The sequence below is a fragment of the Paraburkholderia aromaticivorans genome, assembly GCF_012689525.1.
Classification (GTDB): domain Bacteria; phylum Pseudomonadota; class Gammaproteobacteria; order Burkholderiales; family Burkholderiaceae; genus Paraburkholderia; species Paraburkholderia aromaticivorans_A.
In genome coordinates, this window is record NZ_CP051516.1 from 86,454 (window position 1) to 102,212 (window position 15,759).

Below are 15,759 nucleotides of genomic sequence, written 5' to 3' on the forward strand. Positions count from 1 at the left end.
GGTGCGTTTTTCGAGCGGCTGGCGCGGAGCGGAACGCCGCTCAGCGCGGCAGCAGACGGCTCAGCGCGGCGCTGGCCAGCGCGCTGATCTGCGTGAGGAAGTCGGTGGCCATGCCGTCGTGAAAGCGGCGCGCGTCGGCCGAACCCATCACCAGCAGGCCGAAGGTCGGCGCTTCTTCCTTGCCTTCCGGATCGCGCAGCGCGAGCAGCGCGATCGATTCGGTAGCATGCGCCGACTCAGACGCCGCGTGGCCGGCTGAACCCTCGTCGCTCACCGCGGCCACAGACGGCGCCAGCCACTGCGCCGCCTCGAAGCCGGTATTCGCGCCGCAATACGGCGTGGTCAGGCTGTTGGCGAAGATGCGCACTTCTTCGCCGACATGGCGCGCGAACTCGGCCTGAGCATACGGCTCGGCCACATCCCACACGCGCAGCGCGGCTTGCGGCACGTCGAAAATGTCGCGCAAACCGGTGGCGATCGTGCGCGGCAGCGCATACGGATCGCGCTCGGCCATCACGCGAATGGTCCAGCGGTTGAATTTCGACGCGATGCTGTCGTTCTCGTGGCCGTAGCGCAGGAGTTCGGCGAGGCGGCGTTCGAGGTGCTTGTTCTTGTCGCGCAGCATTTCCATCTGCCGTTCCTGCAGCGACACCGCGGCTTTGCCGTGTGGATTCGCGAGGCGGATCGTCGCGAGCATTTCCGCGTGTTCGGCGAAAAATTCAGGATTGGCGAGCAGATATTCGGCGACTTCGCGATCGTTCATGGTTTCGGCTAAAGGACTACGGGGCGACGCCTTGGGGCGGCGCATCGGTCAATGAGTTTAAGCGGCCTGTGAATCGGCTAGTGAGTCGGGCAGTTCAATTTCGCCTTCGAAGACGGTCGCGGCAGGGCCTGCCATCAGCAGCGGCTCGCCTTCTTGCGCGTTGTCCCACGTGATCGTCAGTTTGCCGCCATGTGTGTGCACGAGCACCGGTGTGTCCAACAGCCCGCGCCGGATGCCGGCCGCGACGGCCGCGCAGGCGCCGGTGCCGCACGCCAGCGTTTCACCCGCTCCGCGTTCGTACACTCGGAGTTTGACCTCGCTACGGCCGACGATCTGCATGAAGCCCGCGTTCACCCGCTGCGGAAAACGAGCATGACGTTCGATCACTGGACCTTCGACCAGCACCGGGAACGCTTCGACGTCGTCGACCACTTGCACGGCGTGCGGATTGCCCATCGACACCGCCGAAATCCAGCGCGTCGTGCCGTTCACGTCGAGCGGCCAGAGCGTGTCCGCGCCTTCGCGGCGGCCTTCCAGGCCTTTGGTGGCGAACGGCACGCGGTCCGGGTCGAACACCGGCGTGCCCATGTCGACCAGCACTTCGCCGTTTTCTTGCATGGTCAGTGTGATGGTGCCCTTTTGCACCTGCACGCGCACGCTGCGTTGGTCGGTGAGGCCGCTGTCGCGCACGAACTTGACGAAGCAGCGCGCGCCGTTGCCGCAATGCTCGACTTCGCCGCCGTCGCAATTGAAGATGCGATACCTGAAATCGACGCCCGCCACCGTGGGCTTCTCGACCAGCAGCAACTGGTCGGCGCCGACGCCGAAATGCCGGTCCGCGAGCGCGCGCACCTGCGCCGGCGTCAGGTTGACCGGTTGGGTGTAGCCGTCGAGCACGACGAAGTCGTTGCCCGCGCCCTGCATTTTGGTGAATTTCAGTTTCATCACGCTATTGTAAGTGACGCGCCCACGGGTGCGCCGAACGCCGCGTTATTTCCGCGCTCGGGCGTTTTTTTGGGCGACGGCGCGCCAGCGGCCGTTCAATACACGCTCGGTTCGCCCGGCGGCCGGGTCTTGAAGCGCTTGTGTACCCAGTAGTACTGCTCGGGCATCAACGGAATCTGTTCTTCGAGGAAGGCATTCATGCGACGGGCGTCCGCGTCGTCGTCGCCGGTCGGGTAGTTTTGCCACGGCTTGAACACTTTCAGCCGGTAGCCCTTGTAGTTCGGCAGTACTTCGCCGATGAACGGCACGATCTGCGCGTGGCCCACCGCGGCCAGACGCCCGACCGCGGTCAGCGTGCAGGTCGGCACGCCGAAGAACGGCACGAAGGTGGAATTGCGCGCGCCGTAGTCCATGTCGGCGCCGAGCATCACGGGCTTGCGGTCGCGGAGCCAGCGCAGGACGATGCGCGCGCTGTCGGCGCGGCTCGCCATGTCCGCGCCGAAGCGGCCGCGCGCGGCTTTCGCCACGTCGTCGAGCACCTTGTTGGACATCGGCTGATAGAGCGCGCCGCACTGCCGGCGCAGCGCGTGATTGATGAACACGGAGCCTGCCTCGATACCGACGAAATGCGCGCCAAGCAACAGGGTGGGCGGCATGTCGGGATCCAGCAGGTCGATCTCGCTATCCACCTGCACGAGCTTTTCGAGCTTCTTCGCCGAGGCGAACCACTGCACGCTGCGCTCGACATAACTGCGGATCGCGTGGCGGAAGTGTTTCTGCGCGATCTCCTCGCGGTGCTCGGCGCTCCACTCCGGGAAGCACAAGCTCAGATTGATGTGGACGATGCGCTTACGGTTGCTGGGGATCTGATAGAGCAGCCAGCCCAGCCCGTCGCCCAGTCGCGCAACGAAACCGTACGGCAGCAACGCCAGAAATTTCAGCAGTCCGATGGCCAGGTGGGCACCAAGACGATTTAGCATGCCACCCCTCCGTGTAGGGCGTCGAGCGACGCTTTGCTCAAGAAACCTGAAGACGGGTCGAAATACAGCACGGGTGATCACTCTGTGACAATCAAAGGAAGTCGCTATAATAAGGGCTTCGCCGAGTTAATAGACAACTTGCGGGGCGAAGCCGGTGGCTGCAAACCATGTGTTTGCGCCTGTCGGTAAGGTAATCCGCTAAAGCGTCGCCGCTTCAAGGCTCCCGAAGCTGGCTACGTGAAACTCAACCGTAACCACACAACAGGAGTCTGCAACGTGGCAAACGACTATCTCTTCACTTCCGAATCCGTCTCCGAAGGCCATCCCGACAAAGTCGCGGATCAGATTTCGGACGCCATTCTCGACGCCATTCTGGCTCAAGACAAATACTCGCGTGTCGCCGCGGAAACGCTGTGCAACACGGGTCTCGTCGTGCTGGCAGGTGAAATCACCACCACCGCGAACGTCGATTACATCCAGGTCGCGCGCAACACGATCAAGCGCATCGGCTACGACAACACCGACTACGGTATCGACTACCGCGGCTGCGCGGTGCTCGTCGCATACGACAAGCAATCGCCGGACATCGCCCAGGGCGTGGACCGCGCGCACGACAACAACCTCGATCAAGGTGCCGGCGACCAGGGCCTGATGTTCGGTTACGCGTGCGAAGAAACGCCGGAACTGATGCCGCTGCCGATCCACCTGTCGCACCGTCTGGTGGAGCGTCAGGCGAATCTGCGCCGTGACGGCCGTCTGCCGTGGCTGCGTCCGGACGCGAAGTCGCAAGTCACCGTGCGTTATGTCGACGGCAAGCCGCATGCGATCGACACCGTGGTGCTGTCCACGCAGCATTCGCCGGATATCGATCTGGACACGCTGCGCGAAGCCGTGATCGAAGAAGTCATCAAGCCGACGCTGCCGGCCGAGCTCATCAAGGGCGACATCAAGTTTCTCGTGAACCCGACGGGTCGTTTCGTGATCGGCGGTCCGCAAGGCGATTGCGGTTTGACCGGCCGCAAGATCATCGTCGATACGTACGGCGGTGCCGCACCGCACGGCGGCGGCGCGTTCTCGGGCAAGGATCCGTCCAAGGTCGACCGTTCGGCGGCTTACGCCGGCCGTTATGTCGCGAAGAACATCGTGGCCGCGGGCCTGGCTTCGCGCTGCCTGATTCAGGTGTCGTACGCTATCGGCGTCGCCCAGCCGACGTCGGTGATGGTGAACACGTTCGGCACGGGCCGCGTGTCGGATGCGACCATCACGCGTCTGGTGCAGGAGCATTTCGACCTGCGTCCGAAGGGCATCATCCAGATGCTCGACCTGCTGCGCCCGATCTACGAGAAGAGCGCGGCCTACGGTCACTTCGGCCGCGAAGAGCCGGAATTCACGTGGGAATCCACGGACAAGGCATTGACACTCGCCGAAGCCGCCGGCACGGAACCGGTTGCCGCGCTGGCCGACTAAGCGCAAGCCGTTCGTTTCAGCAAAAAACCCCGCCGGCGTGAGCCAGGCGGGGTTTTTTCATTTGCGACGGTTGCTTTACTGCGCAGTTGCTCGGCGGCTTCAACGGTCGCGATGTGTTCTCGCATCAACGCGGCCGTTGAGGCTGCGCCGGTCCAGAAGCGTGCTGCGTTCTGTAATCGCCTTAACGGCTCGCAAACGCAAACGCGAACCAGCCGGTGCTGCCATTCGTCGACATGCGACGCGGGCGGCGGCTCGTGTTCTGCGGCACGGCGACCGGGGCACGTTGCGCGGTGAGGCGCAGCGGCGTCGGTTTGCGCAGCAGCGTGCGCAGCGAAAAACGGCGCGAACTGCCTTGCAGACGCAAGGCGGAGAAGAACGTGTTGAACCAGGTACGAATGCCGTCGACGGCTTTGGTCTCGCGCCATTGTTCGCCCAACGCGCGGGTGCGGGTAGCGTGATGGCGCAGCGCGCGCACGACATGGCGGCGCGCGGGACGCGCGGCTTTCAGTGCTGCACGGGTAAGACGGGTGCTCAGGAGAGTATGCATGGCTTCACAAGTAGGTAACGCGCCGCGCGACGGAATGTGCGCCATGAAGAGCACCAAATGTGCCAATGGCGGTGTCGCGATGGACGGCGCGAAAGCCTGGAATTCGACGGAAAAGTGCACGGTGTACGGCGGAGTCGGCCTCGGCGGCCTGTACGCGGCGCGAAAGTGCGGGAGCGGCGATCAACATGCAGCGCAGGTTACACGCGATTCGTGACGTCATAAAGTCGGTTTTTACCCTGCGAATACGGGTTTTTACGGGGTAGTTCGCGATTTGCGGCGAGCGTGGTCGCGCCCTTTGCGGTCGATTTTCGTGCGCGTTTGCCCAGTGAAAGTGCCGCGAAATTGAGCGCCGCGCATGAAAGTAGTGCTAAGGCTGTGGTTTCCAGCGGCTGAAACAGCACACTTTGCGATCGCGCCCGTTTTACAATCGTGCATCAGCTTGTCGACAGTAACGGAACACCATGTCACTTCATTCCAAGAAAGAGCAGATTCAGACGTTGCGGGAGCAGGGTTTTGTCGTGGTGCCCGGATTGGTGTCGCCCGAGCGTTGCGACGAATTGAAAGAGATTGCGCAGCGTCAGTTGCAGGAAGCGGCCGCGCCGATCGAGTTCGAGGCGGATCTGCAGTATCCCGGCGCGCCGACCTCCAAACAGGCGCCCGGCGGCCATACAGTGCGGCGGCTGCTGGATGCGTATGGACGCCATCCGAGTTTCGCGCAATGGGCGACCGCGCCGGAAATTCGCGGCTGGATGGAACTGTATTTCGGTGAGGAGCCGCATCTGTCACGCGCGCACCACAACTGCATGATGACCAAGCATCCGGCGCATGGCAGCTTGACCGGCTGGCATCGCGACGTGCGGTATTGGTCGTTCGAGCGGGACGATCTGGTGTCGGTGTGGCTTGCGGTCGGCGCGGAGACGGTGGATAACGGCGCGCTGTGGCTGGTGCCGAAGTCGCACAGCGCCGCGTTCACGTCCGACCGGTTCGATCAGGCCAAATTTTTCCGCTCCGATCTGGAAGAGAATCAGGAGTGGATCCGCACCGCGGTGTCACCTGAACTCAAGCCCGGCGACGTGGTGTTCTTTCACTGCAATACGCTGCATTCGGCTGGCAAGAACATCACCGATCAGGTGAAGTTTTCGCTGGTGTACACCTATCACGGTGCGAGCAACGTGCCGTTGCCGGGGACCCGTTCGGCTGCGAAGCCCGAGGTCGCGTTCTAGGTTTTTTGATCTCTCGCGGCGGCGCTTCGGGTCCACGTACGAAGAATCCGAAGCGCCGCGTAGTCGCGCTGGCCGTTAGCGCTTGCGTCCCGACAAAGCCATTCCCGTCAGGCCGGCGATCGTGGCCACGACGCCGCCCACGATCAGCATGATCGCCTTGTTGGTCGGCGAACCGGTAAAGACGCGCGCGACGTCGCTGCTCACCGAATTGAACGCCTGCCCGCCGAAATACAGCAGCACGATACCGCCGACAATCAACGCGATGGAAATCGCCTTCGTCATCTATCTCTCCCCTGAGCTTGAGTCGGGCAAAGTGTAGGGGAGCCGCAAGCGATCGTCCATCCCGCATACTGGGTGTCTGCATGCATCACGTCGATTCGCTACCATAGCGGTCTGGCCGCATCCCCCACCTCCAAAAATAAAGCGGCACGTCTCCCGCAGCATGCAATTGCCCATGCCCGCACTGGTCGGGCGCCTTCACCATCAAGGACACTAGCAATGGCTTACGAAGCAGCTTCAGAACGCTATTCGGATATGCACTACCGCGTCTGCGGCAAGTCGGGTCTCAAACTGCCGGCGCTGTCGCTCGGTCTGTGGCACAACTTCGGCGACACCACGCCGATCTCCACGCAGCGCGACATCCTGCGCACGGCCTTCGACCTGGGTATTACGCACTTCGACCTCGCCAACAACTACGGGCCGCCGTACGGCAGCGCCGAAACCAATTTCGGCCGGCTCTTCAAGGACGACTTCAAGCCGTATCGCGATGAGCTGCTGATCTCGTCGAAGGCCGGTTGGGACATGTGGCCGGGTCCGTACGGTCAAGGCGGCGGCTCGCGCAAATATGTGCTCGCGAGTCTCGATCAGAGCCTGCAGCGCATGGGCCTCGACTACGTCGATATTTTCTATTCGCATCGTTTCGATGCGGATACGCCGCTCGAAGAAACCGCGGGCGCATTGGCCAGCGCCGTGCAGCAGGGCAAGGCGCTGTACATCGGGATTTCGTCGTACTCGGCAAGCAAGACACTCGAGATGACGAAGCTGCTCGCCGAGTACAAGGTGCCTCTGCTGATTCATCAGCCCGCGTACAACATGCTCAATCGCTGGATCGAACACGAACTGCTGGATACGCTGGAGAAGGTCGGCGCGGGCGCCATCGCGTTCACGCCGCTGGCTCAGGGTCTGCTCACCGGCAAATATCTGAACGGTGTGCCGGACGATGCGCGCGTCAACAAGCCGGGCGGCGGTTCGTTGAAGCAGGAGCATTTGAGCGCGCAGAACATCGAGCACGTGCGCAAGCTCAACGACATCGCGCAACGTCGCGGACAGAGCCTGGCGCAGATGGCGCTCGCCTGGGCGCTGCGCGATCCGCGCGTGACGTCCGTGCTGATCGGCGCGAGCCGTGCGGAGCAGGTGCGCGAGAACGTCGGCGCGCTGAAGAATCTCGCGTTCTCGAAGGACGAACTGGCCGAGATCGATCGCTACGCAACCGAAGGTGGCATCAACCTGTGGGAAAAGCCGTCGACGGATCAGGCAATCTGATCCCCGCGACTTGACCATTCACACGGTAGCAATAGAAAAGCCGCCCACGAGGCGGCTTTTTTCTTCTAGACGAGCGCCGGCAAACCTTCCACCAGCACGACGGCGAACACCACGCCGATCAGCGCGCCAAGCACGCGCAACGCGTTGTGCCGGAATTCCGTCTTACAGGGCAGCGCACCGACAAACAAGGCCCCGGCCAACGCCATCGGAATGACCAGGATGAAATCGCCGATCGTGAAGTAGGTCGTCATTCTCGTCTCCTTATATATCCCTGCGAAGGCGGCGGCTCGATTTATAGAGTCATGCGCCGCCCACGCTCGATTTGAGTATAGGAGACAAGTCAGGTCGATATAGCGACGCTTTGCGGCGCTGCAGCGGCTATTCGCAAGCCGCTGAACCCGGCGCGGCAAGGGCCGCCGCGATTGCCGCGACGCAGCAATTACGATGAAAAACTTTAAGCATTCGCTTACGTTGTCCTTACTTTTAAGCGTCATTCAATGCGCACTGGGTCGAAGCGCGAGCATCAAATGCGAGGTTGCTCACACTCGCGCAAGCGCATCGCTGCAACGAGTCCGATGACGAGCAACACGCCCACCAGTCCCGCAACACCGTTCCATCCGAAACTGGCCCACACGTGACCGCCGTACGAGCCGACCACGCTCGAGCCGATGTAATACGCGAGCAGATACAGGGCGGCGGCCTGACCTTTGGCATCCTTGGCGAGGCGTCCGACCCAACTGCTCGCCACCGAATGTCCGGCGAAGAAGCCAAACGTCACGCACGCGATGCCGGCCGCGATCGCCGCCAGCGGATGCAACAGGGTGAGCGCGAGACCGAGCACCATCAACAGCAAGCTGGCGATGAGCACGCGCGCGCGGCCGAACGTATCGGCCATGCGTCCCGACCACGGCGAGGCGACCACGCCAGTCAGATACACGACGAAGATCGCGCCGATCTCCGTCTGACTCAACTGATAAGGTGGCGCGAGCAACCGGTAGCCGATGTAGTTGTACAGCGTGACGAAGCTGCCCATCAGCACGAAGCCGAGCAGAAACAGCAGAGACAGTCCGGGTCGTGTGAATTGCTTGAGCAGGGCGGTGCGGTGATGCGTGAAGCCGAGTCCGCGCCGCGGCACGAAATGACGCGACGGCGGCAGCAGCGCGCGAAACGCGAGCATCGACAGAATGCCGAGCACGCCGATCGTGCCGATCGCGACGCGCCACGAAAACACATCCGCGACAACGCCGGTGATCACGCGTCCAGCCATCCCGCCGATCGCCGTGCCGCCGACATAGAGTCCCATTGCGAGGCCGAGGCCATCGGGGTGCACTTCTTCCGCGAGATAGGCCATGGCGACGGCGGGCACGCCACCGAGTGCGAGACCTTCGAGCGTGCGCAGCACGAGCAGTTGATGCCACTGCGGCGCGATCGATACGCCAACGGTCAGCAACGCGGAAACGGTGAGCGACAGCGTCATCAGCTTGTGACGGCTCCAGCCTTCCGAAACGAAGCCGGCGACGAACACGGCAAGCGCGAGCGCGGCCGTGGTCAGCGAGAGCGACAGGCTGCTTTGTGCCGGCGTCACGTTGAACGCCGTCGAAAACGATGGCAGCAAGGGCTGCACGCAATAGAGAAGCGAGAACGTCGCGTAGCCGGCGAACAGCAGCGCGATGCTGGCGCGCCAGTAGGCGCGTGTGCCTCGTTCGAGGTAAGGGATGTCGGGCACGGCGGAAGCGTTGGAAGAAGCGGGCGAGGAATCGATCGAAGACGCAGGAGCAGCCGAAGCAGCAGTCCGGTGGGCGTCCGGCGGCGGGGTCACGAAAAAATCTCCTCAGGGATGCAAAGGACAAAGGAGTTAAGGATACGCTGAAAAGGGCGCGCGAGTCGGCGCGGCGTTTAGCGGGCCGCCGCTGCGACGCGACCAGACGGCGTACCCGACGGCCTTTCGCGGCATCGAAGGACCGTGGCTACCCGCGCGCGGCTGCATCACTCGCGGGTGCGGACGGATGCACGATCTGTTCGTCCGTCGGCAGCGCGGATGCGTCCCAACCGCCGCCCAGTGCCTTGATCAACGCGACGCTCGCGGCCATCCGCCGACGCGCGATCGACACGGCGTCGCGCTCGTTGGTGAGCGCGGTGGTTTGCGAGACCACCACGTCGAGATAGGTGATTGCGCCGTTCTTATAGCGATTCGATACGACCGCCAGCGCTCGTTGCGCGGCGGCCACCGCATCGTCTTGCGCGGTCGCTTCCTGTTCGAGCACGCGCAGCGCAGCGAGATTGTCTTCAACCTGGCCGAAGGCGCTCAGCACCGTCTGCCGGTATTGCGCGACGCTTTCGTCGTAATGCGCGCGGGCCTGTTCCTTCACGGAGGCGCGTCCGCCGAAGTCGAGCAGCGTGCCCGCCAACGTCGGCCCCAACGACCACAGCCGGCTCGGCGCGAGCAACCATTGACTGTAGTTGGTGGCTTCGAGGCCGCCCGTCACCGACAAAATGAGGTTCGGAAAAAACGCCGCCGTCGCCACGCCGATTTGCGCGTTCATATCGGCGACGTGCCGTTCCGCCGCCGCGATGTCCGGGCGGCGTTCGAGCAGCGCGGACGGCACGCCCGCCGCCGCCACGACCGGCACCGCGGCGAGCGGCGCGACCGGCAGCGAAAACGTGGAAGGCGGCTGGCCGATCAGGATCGCGATCGCGTGTTCGAGCTGCGCGCGCTGCACGCCGAGGTCGAGTGCCTGCGCCTGGGTGGTCTTCAGTTGCGTCTGCGCCTGCGCGACATCGGCATCCGTGGCGATGCCGCCGGTGTAGCGGTGCTGCGTCAGATCGAGGGCTTGCTTGTAGGCCTCGATCGTGTCGTCGAGCAGTTGACGCTCCTGATCGAGTCCGCGTAGCTCGAAATAGTCGGTGGCGAGTTCGGCCTGCATCGACAGGAGCGCGGCTTGCGCATCGGCGGCGCTGGCCTGCGCTTCGGCTTTTGCGCCTTCGACGCTGCGCGACACGCGGCCCCACAGGTCGGGTTCCCACGACGCGTCGGCTTGCACGAGGTAATCGTTCAGCGTGAGGCCGGCGGTCGATTTGTGCAGCACGTTCTCCGACGAACGCGCGCGCGAATAGGCGCCATTCGCGGTGACGACCGGGAAGAAGCTCGACCGATATTGCGCCACCGTTGCGCGGGCGGCGCGAAAGCGCGCTTCGGCGGCCTGCACGTTCTGGTTCGCGCTCGCGACCTGTTGTTCGAGTACGTCGAGCGACGGGTCTGCGTAGACGCTCCACCACGCGCCGCGCGTGAGTGTGTCGGCGGGTTGGGCGGGTTTCCAGCCTGTGCCGTCGAGTTCCTTGTAGGTTGCGGAGGCGGTGACGGTTGGCTTCACGTAGTCTGGGCCGACGGTGCAAGCGGTGAGTGCGCACGCGCCAGCCAACGCCATTACCAAAGCGGACGCGCGTAGCGAGACATGTCGCAGCGGCGGCGCGACGAAACGGCGACAGGATGTCGGCGCGGTCATGACGACGCACCCGTCGCCGCACCCGCTTTCGCCGCCACAATCCGCACCGGCGCGCCATCGACGATCGAGTCTTGCGGATTCAGGATCACCTGCTCATCGCCTTGCAAACCGGACACGATCGCCACACGCGTGCCGAAGTCCGTTCCCAACGACACCGGCAATAGCTTCACCTTGTGTTGCGCGTCGACAGTCGCGACTTTCACGCCATCCGGGCGGAACAGCAGCGCGTTGCCGGGCAGCGTAAACGGTGCCGCGCCCGTGCCCAACGCGAAGTGCACTTGCGCATACGCGCCCGGCAGCAAGTCGCCATTGCGATTGTCGACATCGACCTCCACCAGCATCGTGCGTTGTTGCGGATCGACGGCGCCCGCGGTGCGTGCCACGGTGCCCGGATAATGTTTCGACGGCGTTTCGGTCAGCGTCAGAAACGCGTTCTGCTGCGGGCGAACCTGCTGCGCGTAAGCCTGCGGCACATTCACATAAACGCGCAACCGATCCGCCTGCGCGACATGAAACAGTTCCTTCGCCGGGCCACCGGAACTACCCGCGTCGATCAGCGCGCCGACATCGACATTGCGCGCCGTCACGATGCCGTCGAACGGCGCATACACCTTCTGGAACGACTGCGTCTTCTCGAGCCGCGCCACGTTGAAACGCGCGGCGTCGAGCGTGGCTTTCTTCGCGAGCATGTCGCCGACCTTCTCGTCGGTTTCCTGCTTCGAGACCGATTTGCTTTTCAGCATGTCGGTCCAGCGGTCGGCGGTGCTTTTCGCGAGCGCATAGTTGGCGTTGGCGTTCGCGAGATCGGCGCGGGCTGCGCGCAGTTGATCGTCCACTTCCGGCGTGTCGATCTCCGCCAGCAACTGGCCGTTTTTGACGTGCGCGCCGATGTCGGCGTACCACTTCTTCAGATAGCCGTTGGTGCGCGCGTAAATTGGCGTGTCGAGAAAGGCCTGCACGTTGCCGGGTAGCACGAGATCGAGCCCGGCCGTCGACTTCTGCGGCCGCACGACTTCGACGCTCGTCTGACTCGTGTGCTCGGCATCGCGTTCGAGCGCCGCGTGCGCATCGTGGCGCGACCAGATACCTTGGGCCGCCAGCGCGATGACCGCCACGGCAACCGCAATGCCGATCCAGCGTGCGCGTTTCACCTTTTGCGGATCGTGCGCGGCGCTGGAGCTGTCTGGACGTTTTCCTTCCATCAAACTTCCCCTGTCGACCGGAGTTGGCGCTTTAGCTGTCGATCAGAGTTGGCGCTTAAGCGCTTACTCTGGTCCCATGCAAAGCACGTACTCTTGTCCCATGCAATAGTTGCGGTGAAGATGCGTGGGCAGTCGACGCTGCCTCTTGTGTTGCCTGCAATTGCTGACACGATCGCGACGGCGCTCTGCATCACGGCTTCCCCACCACGTGCTCAGCCGCGCGCAAGCGACGTGCCGCGAGTCGCCGGTAGATCATCGAAAACACCACCGGCACGAAAATCAACGTGGCCAATGTGCCGATCGTCAGGCCGCCGATCACCGCGCGCCCGAGCGGCGCGTTCTGCTCACCGCCTTCGCCGAGACCGATCGCCATCGGCACCATGCCGATCACCATCGCGAGCGCCGTCATCAGCACCGGACGAAAACGCGTGAAGCCCGCTTCGATCGCCGCGCGCGTGGCGTCGCCGTGTTCGAGCAACTGCTCGCGCGCGAAGCTGATCACGAGAATCGAGTTAGCGGTGGCGATGCCGATACACATGATCGCGCCGGTGAGCGCGGGAATCGACAGCGTGGTGTGCGTGAGAAAAAGCATCCACACGATGCCCGCGAGCGCGCCCGGCAGCGCGGTGATGATGATGAACGGATCGAGCCACGACTGGAAATTCACCACGATCAGCAGATATACCAGCAGAATCGCGAACACCAGACCCGCGAACAGGCCCGAGAACGAATCGTTCATGGTCTGCACCTGGCCGCGTACTTCGATGGTCGAGGTTTTGGGCAGATCGGCCTTGGCGTCGTCGATGATCTTGCGGATGTCGTCGGACACGCCGCCCAGATCGCGGCCGTCGGCGGTGCCGAAAATATCGATGGTGGTCTGCGCGTTGTAGTGCGTGAGCGTCGCGTTACCCGCTTCGCGCCTCATGGTGGCGAGCGAGCCGAGAATGTTGCTGCGGCCGTTCGCGTTCAGTGGAATGTTCGCGAGCGATTGCAGCGAATCGATCGTGTATTGCGGCGCTTCCGTGATCACGTTGTAGCTCACGCCGTTGCGCGGATTGAGCCAGAACGTCGGCGTGGTTTGCTGGCTGCCCGACAGTGTAATCAGCAGATTGCTCGCGATGTCGCGTTGCGAGAAGCCGGCTTGCTGCGCACGCGTGCGGTCCACATCGATAAAGATGCGCGGCAAGTCGGCGGGCTGCTGGATGCGCGCATCGACGAGACCGGGCACCGTGCGCAGCCGATTCAGCAAATTCGCGGCGAACACGCGATTGCCGGCCACGTCACGGCCGACAATCTGAATATCGATCGGCGACGGCATGCCGAAGTTGAGCGTTTGACTGACGATGTCCGCTGGCAGGAAGGCGAACTGCACGCCGGGGAATTCGTCGGCGAGCGTGCGCCGCAGTGTGCGCACATAGTCGGCGCTCGGATGATGATCGGGATTGAGCGTGATCAGCACGTCCGCATCCGAGGTGCCGATCGTGCCGGTGTTGCTGTACGAGAGGTTGATGCCCGAGACCGGCAAGCCGATGTTGTCGATGATCGAATGCAGCTCGCCCGGCGGTATCAACTGACGGATTCGCGTATCCACACGATCGGTCACCACCGCGGTTTCCTCGACCCGCATGCCGGTTTTCGCGCGCAGATGCAGCGCGATCGTGCCGGCATCGACCGCCGGGAAAAAGTCGCGGCCCAGAAACGGCATCAGCAAAATCGACGCGCCACAGCAGACCAGAAACAGCGTCACGAACAGACCCGGCCGCGCGACGCGCGCTTCGAGAAACACGCGATAGCGGTCGCGCAAACGCGAGAAGCCGCCTTCGAATGCGTAGTGCACGCGCATGAACGGATTACGCGTTTGCGCCGGCGCGTGATGCAGATCAGCCGGCTTATGGTGATGACGCAGCAGATATTTCGCGAGCGTCGGCACGAGCGTTCGTGAGAAGAAGTAGGACGCCAGCATCGCGAACACTACCGCCTCGGCGAGCGGAATGAACAGATAGTGCGCGACGCCCGTCAGCAGAAACATCGGCACGAAGACGATGCAGATGGACAAGGTCGACACCAGCGTCGGAATGGCAATCTGATGCGCGCCGTCGAGAATCGCCTGCTCGAGTGTCTTGCCCTGTTCGAGTTGATGGCTGATGTTTTCGATCGCCACGGTCGCGTCGTCCACCAGAATGCCGACCGCGAGCGCGAGCCCGCCGAGTGTCATGATGTTGATGGTTTCGCCGAGCAGGGAGAGCGCGATGATCGACGTGATCATCGACAGCGGAATCGACACGGCGATGATCAACGTGGCGCGCCAATTGCCGAGGAACAGCAGAATCATCAGACCGGTCAGGCATGCCGCGATCAGCGCTTCGCGCAGCACACCTTGCACCGAAGCACGCACGAACAGCGACTGGTCGGCAACCGGGTCGATATTCAGCGAAGCGGGCACGAGATTGCGCAGCGTCGGCATCATGGTCTTGATGCGGTCGACGATTTCGAGCGTGGACGTGTTGCCGCTCTTGTTGATGGTGAGGAGCGCCGCGCGCTGGCCGTTCACGCGCACGGTATTGGTCTGTGGCTGGAAACCGTCGCGCACATGAGCGACGTCGCGGATATAGACGGTGCCGTTGGCGGTGGATTTGATCGGGATATTGTTCAGGCCTGCCAGCGAATCCGGGCTGCCGTTCATTTCTACCGAGTATTCGGTCGAGCCGATTTTCGCGGTGCCCGAGGGCAGGATCAGATTTTGTGCGGTGACGGCGTTGACCACGTCCATCGGCGACAGATTGCGCTCCTGCAGTTTGCGCGAATCGATATCGACCATGATCTGGCGCTGCTTGCCGCCATACGGCAGCGGCGCGGAAGCGCCCGGCACGGTGGCGAGCTGCGTCTTCAGGAAGTTGTTGCCGAAGTCGAATAGCTCCTGCTCGGTAAGCGACGCGGACGACAGCGCGAGCCGCAGGATCGGCACCGTCGAGGCGTTGTAGCGCAGGATATTCGGCGGCGTGATGCCGGGCGGCAGCGAGCGCAATTGCGTTTGCGACAGCGCGGTGACCTCGGCGAGCGCCTCATCGATATTCGCATGCGGCTGGAAAAAGATCTTGACCACCGCGATGCCGTTCAGCGAGGTCGACTCGGTGTGCTCGATGTCGTTGACCGCCGTCGACAGCCCGCGCTCGTAGTTGAGCACGATGCGCTTTTCCATCTCGTCGGCGGGCAGGCCGTTATACGACCAGATCACCGAGAGCACCGGAATGTCGATATTGGGGAAGATGTCAGTGGGCGTGCGCAGGATCGTCAAAGGTCCGACGATCAGCAATAGCAGGGCCAGGACGACGAACGTGTAGGGGCGCCGCAGCGCGAGACGAACGATCCACATGACTAGTTGAGCCGCTCAAACCCGCGCAAGGCGGCGCCATCCACATGGCGGACGAGGCGAGCGTGACGCGCACCGCGGCGATGCGGGCAGGCCGGCGCGGCGGTCGGATTGAGCAAATGGTCTAGTTGGTGCACGTTTTTGATATCTCACCCCAGCAGGGTTTATGATGATCTCGTTGCGACGCGTTACGCTCCGAATCATCGGTCCAGCGCGC

Annotated in this window: 14 protein-coding genes; 4 read left to right on the plus strand and 10 right to left on the minus strand. The window is 63.2% G+C overall.

Translation table 11 applies throughout. The features are described 5' to 3' along the window. Positions 1-40: 40 nt before the first annotated feature. The 3 genes from HF916_RS28405 to HF916_RS28415 all read right to left on the minus strand — a co-directional run bounded on the left by HF916_RS28405 (position 41) and on the right by HF916_RS28415 (position 2,688). Complete coding sequence (locus HF916_RS28405; protein ID WP_168792247.1) at positions 41-763, minus strand: DUF484 family protein; 723 nt, start codon at positions 761-763, stop codon at positions 41-43. Between the two features lie 57 nt (positions 764-820). Beyond that, a complete protein-coding gene (dapF, locus tag HF916_RS28410; RefSeq protein WP_168792248.1) occupies positions 821-1,708 on the minus strand; it encodes a diaminopimelate epimerase in 888 nt (295 codons plus the stop codon). A gap of 95 nt (positions 1,709-1,803) precedes the next feature. Then, positions 1,804-2,688, minus strand: a complete 885-nt coding sequence (locus tag HF916_RS28415; RefSeq protein ID WP_168792249.1) for a lipid A biosynthesis lauroyl acyltransferase — start codon at positions 2,686-2,688, stop codon at positions 1,804-1,806. Between the two features lie 276 nt (positions 2,689-2,964). On the opposite strand from HF916_RS28415, the gene metK reads away from it, so the two are divergent. Beyond that, the gene (gene metK, locus HF916_RS28420; RefSeq protein ID WP_168792250.1) at positions 2,965-4,155 is read left to right on the plus strand and encodes a methionine adenosyltransferase; all 1,191 of its coding nucleotides are present in this window, start codon (positions 2,965-2,967) and stop codon (positions 4,153-4,155) included. A gap of 181 nt (positions 4,156-4,336) precedes the next feature. Here the strand turns inward: metK and HF916_RS28425 are convergent, their stop codons facing one another. After that, positions 4,337-4,702 carry a hypothetical protein gene (locus HF916_RS28425; protein ID WP_168792251.1) on the minus strand — a complete coding sequence of 122 codons (366 nt, stop codon included), beginning with the start codon at positions 4,700-4,702 and terminating at the stop codon, positions 4,337-4,339. Between HF916_RS28425 and HF916_RS28430 the strand changes: the two genes are divergently transcribed. Then, a complete protein-coding gene (locus HF916_RS28430) occupies positions 4,701-4,916 on the plus strand; it encodes a hypothetical protein (RefSeq protein WP_168792252.1) in 216 nt (71 codons plus the stop codon). The genes HF916_RS28425 and HF916_RS28430 overlap by 2 nt on opposite strands. A gap of 247 nt (positions 4,917-5,163) precedes the next feature. Next, positions 5,164-5,925 (plus strand): phytanoyl-CoA dioxygenase family protein, encoded by a 762-nt coding sequence (locus HF916_RS28435; protein WP_168792253.1) that lies wholly within the window; start codon positions 5,164-5,166, stop codon positions 5,923-5,925. Positions 5,926-6,000: 75 nt separating this feature from the next. On the opposite strand, the gene HF916_RS28440 is transcribed toward HF916_RS28435, so the two are convergent. After that, positions 6,001-6,207, minus strand: a complete 207-nt coding sequence (locus HF916_RS28440; RefSeq protein ID WP_168792254.1) for a DUF3185 family protein — start codon at positions 6,205-6,207, stop codon at positions 6,001-6,003. A 216-nt stretch (positions 6,208-6,423) separates the two neighbouring features. Here HF916_RS28440 and mgrA point away from each other — a divergent pair, with 216 nt between their 5' ends. Further along, positions 6,424-7,467, plus strand: coding sequence for an L-glyceraldehyde 3-phosphate reductase (gene mgrA, locus HF916_RS28445; protein WP_168792255.1), 1,044 nt, complete (start codon positions 6,424-6,426; stop codon positions 7,465-7,467). A gap of 65 nt (positions 7,468-7,532) precedes the next feature. Here the strand turns inward: mgrA and HF916_RS28450 are convergent, their stop codons facing one another. From HF916_RS28450 to HF916_RS28470, 5 genes are all read right to left on the minus strand, one after another. Beyond that, a complete protein-coding gene (locus HF916_RS28450; protein ID WP_007179669.1) occupies positions 7,533-7,718 on the minus strand; it encodes a hypothetical protein in 186 nt (61 codons plus the stop codon). A 272-nt stretch (positions 7,719-7,990) separates the two neighbouring features. Then, a complete protein-coding gene (locus HF916_RS28455; RefSeq protein ID WP_168792256.1) occupies positions 7,991-9,286 on the minus strand; it encodes an MFS transporter in 1,296 nt (431 codons plus the stop codon). Positions 9,287-9,434: 148 nt separating this feature from the next. After that, positions 9,435-10,970 (minus strand): efflux transporter outer membrane subunit, encoded by a 1,536-nt coding sequence (locus HF916_RS28460; protein WP_168792257.1) that lies wholly within the window; start codon positions 10,968-10,970, stop codon positions 9,435-9,437. Further along, entirely contained in the window at positions 10,967-12,172 is a 1,206-nt protein-coding gene (locus HF916_RS28465; RefSeq protein WP_168792258.1) for an efflux RND transporter periplasmic adaptor subunit, read from the minus strand. Before HF916_RS28465 ends, HF916_RS28460 begins: the two co-directional genes overlap by 4 nt. Before the next feature lie 190 nt (positions 12,173-12,362). Then, a complete protein-coding gene (locus tag HF916_RS28470; RefSeq protein ID WP_168792259.1) occupies positions 12,363-15,545 on the minus strand; it encodes an efflux RND transporter permease subunit in 3,183 nt (1,060 codons plus the stop codon). Positions 15,546-15,759 lie beyond the last annotated feature (214 nt).

Bases quoted from the DNA above. Each gene is read 5' to 3' on its own strand.
- HF916_RS28470 (WP_168792259.1), bottom strand. From the start codon at position 15,545: ATGTGGATCGTTCGTCTCGCGCTGCGGCGCCCCTACACGTTCGTCGTC.
- HF916_RS28440 (WP_168792254.1), bottom strand. From the start codon at position 6,207: ATGACGAAGGCGATTTCCATCGCGTTGATTGTCGGCGGTATCGTGCTG.
- mgrA (WP_168792255.1), top strand. From the start codon at position 6,424: ATGGCTTACGAAGCAGCTTCAGAACGCTATTCGGATATGCACTACCGC.
- HF916_RS28435 (WP_168792253.1), top strand. From the start codon at position 5,164: ATGTCACTTCATTCCAAGAAAGAGCAGATTCAGACGTTGCGGGAGCAG.
- dapF (WP_168792248.1), bottom strand. From the start codon at position 1,708: ATGAAACTGAAATTCACCAAAATGCAGGGCGCGGGCAACGACTTCGTC.
- HF916_RS28460 (WP_168792257.1), bottom strand. From the start codon at position 10,970: ATGACCGCGCCGACATCCTGTCGCCGTTTCGTCGCGCCGCCGCTGCGA.
- HF916_RS28415 (WP_168792249.1), bottom strand. From the start codon at position 2,688: ATGCTAAATCGTCTTGGTGCCCACCTGGCCATCGGACTGCTGAAATTT.
- HF916_RS28405 (WP_168792247.1), bottom strand. From the start codon at position 763: ATGAACGATCGCGAAGTCGCCGAATATCTGCTCGCCAATCCTGAATTT.
- HF916_RS28450 (WP_007179669.1), bottom strand. From the start codon at position 7,718: ATGACGACCTACTTCACGATCGGCGATTTCATCCTGGTCATTCCGATG.
- HF916_RS28425 (WP_168792251.1), bottom strand. From the start codon at position 4,702: ATGCATACTCTCCTGAGCACCCGTCTTACCCGTGCAGCACTGAAAGCC.
- HF916_RS28465 (WP_168792258.1), bottom strand. From the start codon at position 12,172: ATGGAAGGAAAACGTCCAGACAGCTCCAGCGCCGCGCACGATCCGCAA.
- HF916_RS28430 (WP_168792252.1), top strand. From the start codon at position 4,701: ATGGCTTCACAAGTAGGTAACGCGCCGCGCGACGGAATGTGCGCCATG.